This is a genomic window from thiotrophic endosymbiont of Bathymodiolus puteoserpentis (Logatchev) (genome assembly GCF_900127505.1).
Lineage (GTDB): Bacteria > Pseudomonadota > Gammaproteobacteria > PS1 > Pseudothioglobaceae > Thiodubiliella.
Window position 1 is genome coordinate 1 of sequence record NZ_UEXF01000004.1, and the last position, 4,514, is coordinate 4,514.

At 40.3% G+C, this 4,514-nt stretch carries 1 pseudogene; it reads left to right on the forward strand.

What is annotated here, in order from left to right:
* Positions 1–726: 726 nt before the first annotated feature.
* A pseudogene (locus BHECKSOX2_RS00055) lies at positions 727–4,514 on the forward strand (hypothetical protein); the annotation flags it as partial.

Below are 4,514 nucleotides of genomic sequence, written 5' to 3' on the forward strand. Positions count from 1 at the left end.
ACCTAAGGTTTTTTGTGGTGCTGGATAAAAAGCAGTTTTGTTGATTTAGATGGTTGGGAAAATGGGTGGTTTTGGTTTGGTTGGGGTGGGTTTTTAAGGGGTGACTAAGTAGTCGTCAAGTGTGGATTTGACCAACTTGGTCATTTTTTAAATCTAGTATTGATTTTATGTTCATTGCCAAATAGTCAGTGTTTATTTACCCAATAAATATGCTATTATACGCCTATTATTTATGTGAAATATCGTGGGGTTTTTTATGGGTGCTGTAGTAGCTGTATTCGAACAAATTGTTGATGCTATTGTATATGCTGTATCAGGAACTTACAAAGGGGATGATGGTGACAACACACTAACCGCTGTGGGTTTGGCAGTATGGGGTGATGGCGCTCATATGTATGGTGGCAACGATACAATATATGCCGCCAGTTTAAAGCTGGATGTTTATGATACTTGGGGGCATCTATATATCTACGGAGCCGCTGGCTTTATGACTGTTAATAAAAGCGGCTGGGGCAATATGTCTGTCTCTGGTCTTGCTGGTGCAATGGATTTACAGCATACTGGACGATCGGGCAATATTGACTTTAAAGGCGCAGCGGCAAGTAATTACATATATCGTCGGGGCGATTCGGGGAATATTTCATTTAAAGGTGCTGGCATATCCAACAGAGTAATTAGCAAGGTAAGATACGGCAATATTTCATNAATAAAAGCGGCTGGGGCAATATGTCTGTCTCTGGTCTTGCTGGTGCAATGGATTTACAGCATACTGGACGATCGGGCAATATTGACTTTAAAGGCGCAGCGGCAAGTAATTACATATATCGTCGGGGCGATTCGGGGAATATTTCATTTAAAGGTGCTGGCATATCCAACAGAGTAATTAGCAAGGTAAGATACGGCAATATTTCATTTAAAGGTATTGGCGCATCTAATATTGTGGAGCGTATAGGTGGGTATCAAGGTGACATTCACTTTACTGGCGCTGGGATGTCAAACAGGGTTACCAACAGTGCAAATAGAGGCAGTATTTATTTCACTGGACTAGGTGCTTATAACGAAGTGGAGCGCAAAGGTTATTCGGGTAATATTATTTTTTATGGAGCGGGTTTTTACAATAGAGTTATTAATGCCACCCACGAAGGCAATATTGATTTTGTAGGTATCGGTGGATACAATTTAGTGGAGCGCAGAGGAGGGTATGAAGGTAACATTTCCTTCAAGGGTGCTGGTGTAGCTAATCATGTTATCAATACAGCTGAGTATGGCGATACTGATTTTATTGGCGGTGGCGGTGCCAATATTATCGATCATTCTGCCAATGGCAATATCTCGTTTGTAGGTATTGGCGCCATCAACAAAATTACCCATACAGGTGATTATGGTGATATTAATTTTATTGGCGGTGGCGTTGGTAATTTTATTACCCGTTCAGGGAAACAAGGCGATGGAGACTTGAGTGTACTAGGCGGTGGTAATTTTATTACCTGGTCAACAAATGGAAGATTAAAGGCAAAACTCGGTGGTTTTCGTTTAAATAAACTAGATAGATATGGGAGCGGTAACACGGACTTAATATTGGTTTCATTAGGTAATATTGTCAATGTAGAGGTTGCTAAAGGTGATCTAAATTTAACAGGTATTGGTGCGGCAAATATAGTTACCTACAAGGGGGAAGGCACCTTAAACGCCGAATTAGTTGGCGGTGCAAATATCATTACTAGAAAAGGTTCTGGAAATTCAATTTTGTATCTTTTGGCAGGTGCTAATGTCTTTACTGATTTCTCCACGGGTGATATTAGCGGCTTTTTATTCGGTGGTTTGAATGTTGTTACTAAAAAAGGCGATGGTAATATTGATTTAGCAATGCTTGGCGGCGGCAACATTCTAACGCATCTTGGTGATGGCAATATTAAAGCAGGTATGTTAGGCGGTGCCAATATCATTACCAAAGTAGGCAACGGTAATATTTTAGCACTATTATTTGGTCAAGCAAATATTGTTACTCAAGTTGGTAACGGCAAGATGTATTTGTTAATGCTGGGCATGGGTAATATTGCCACTAAAGTGGGTGATGGCGATGTTATTGTTGGCATGTTTGGTGTTGGCAATGTGCTAACCCATGTTGGCAATGGTATGACCGCTGCATTAATGGTATCTGTGGGGGTTAATTTTTTTACCAAGGTTGGCAATGGCCCAACGCTGGCATTAATGTTTTCAGCAGGTGGTAATATATTCACCCATATTGGCAACGGGTTAAGCGCCGCTTTAATGATAGGCGGAAAAGCCAATATCTTTACCAAAGTTGGCAATGGCACAACAGTAGCAGTAATGTTAGCAGGTTATGCTAATATATTCACCCATGTTGGGGATGGTTTTAGTGCCGCTTTAATGATAGGCGGGCAGGCTAATATTTTTACCAAAGTTGGCAATGGCACCACTTTGGCGGCTATGGTTGGTAATTTCAATATTTTTACTCACATTGGCAACGGATTTTCAGTTGCGTTTGCAATTGGGCAGGCTAATATTGTAACCAAAGTTGGATCAGGTGATCTCATCACAGCGGCTATTGGCCAAGCAAATATTGTTACCCATGTTAATTTAGAAGGAAGTGGCAACACCATGAGTTTGGTGGTTGGTCGAGCCAATATTGTTACCAGAATATCTTCATTAAAGGATTTTACAGTTACCGTATCCCCACTAGATTCCGTAGTCTCAGACCCTGTTTTGGAAAAACATCGCCTCTTCCCAAGAGGTAATGTATTTTCTGCGCCACAAAAATTCTTAACATCAGGCGTTGATGCACTCAAAGCAACTGGTGCTGCACTATTAGGTAGAAAGAACGAAGGCAGCATGGTTACATTTGCCGTAGGTCAGGCCAATATTATCACTCACATTGGCAATGGTGCAATGTTAGGTGTGGGTATTGGTAATGCCAATATCATTAGCAAAGTGGGCTTAGGTCAAACCATCCAAGCTGGCATCGGTAAAGCCAATATTCTTACTTCAGTTGGTGACAACGACAGCTTGCAAATTGCTATTGGTAAAGCCAATCTTGTTACTAAGGTGGGCTCTGGTTATAGCGCCATGATTGCTATCGGCAAAGCCAATATTACCACCAAAGTGGGTGATGGTTTTCATGCAGGGCTATCTATTGGAAAACTCAATGTTAATACCAATATTGGTGATGGAGTCGCAATCAATGCTTTGATTGGTAAATACAATCTCAACACTCGTGTGGGACATGGTGTTAATGTGGCTGTAATGAAGGGTGATTATAATGTCAATGTGCGTTATGGTGATGGGATGAATATTGCCTTGGCAGCCGGCAAAGGTAATATTACCGTCAAAATTGGTGACGGTGATTTTTATGGCGCCATGCTTGAAGTGGGTACTAACAAACAAAGCGTTACCGCTAAGATGAAAGCTCTTATGCAAGGCATGTTGTCCAATTTAAAGGAAACTGCCAAAAGTATTTTGGTGAGTCAAACCATAGGAATAGTCGTCAACGGAGACGAGGCAGACACAACCAAACTTCGTGGTACTAGCCACTCTACCCCTAAAGAACCAAAGGACTACACCAAAAATGTAGATTCTGTTAATAGAGATGTAGATCGCTCGAAATATCAGCAAACAAATGCCGATGAAAACTCAAATGTTGACACACAATCACAACAAGACAAGAATACTGTCAACTCTTTGAAAACCGATACACAGGTCGATAAAGGAGACGCCAATCAAGGCGCACAGGAAATTACGAATATTTTGGGCAGTAGTAACAATAATTTAATGCAAAACCAAGGCCAAGGGAATTCTGAGGGATGGAACGAATTAAACAAAAATGGACAAAGCGACCATCACAATAGTTATACCCAATTTGGTTCTATTGACAAAGTTAAGAACAAAGTCGATCAGGAGATCAAAGACAGCAAAAAAGGCATTAAGCAAAGTAAGAAAAACACACAAGAAGAACTTAATAATGTTAAACAGCGTGACAAAAATAATAAGTTGCACTTGCAGAACGAACAACAAAAAGCGACAAAGAATTTAGGGGATGCTAATCAAAAACATCAAAAAGTTAGTAATGAAAAAATAAACCAAGAAGGTCCAGTTTTGATTGCCATGAATGTCTATCTAACAGATGAACACTCAGCAACCAAAAGTGTTTTTGAAATAGGAGATAAGATCACAATTTCTTTGACAATGGACAAAGTCATGCGATATCAAAATGGTAAGGAGAAGTATGCTGCCAATTCTAAGATAATCATCAATGGTTTGGAATTTTCTCTCAGCACCAATCAAGGCTTTGCCAAATCCAATGCAAGTGCCATAGAAAGCACACAGTTGGTATTTGAACGTACTATTCAAGCAAATGATGCCTTTACACAAGGAAAAGGGTTTTCTATTAAATCATCAGCTGACTTAATTATAAGTGGTATTTCTGATAGGAAGGGCTACCCTCCCGCTTTCATCAATACAATCTATCCAGTCTCACTGAGCAACACTATTGTCAC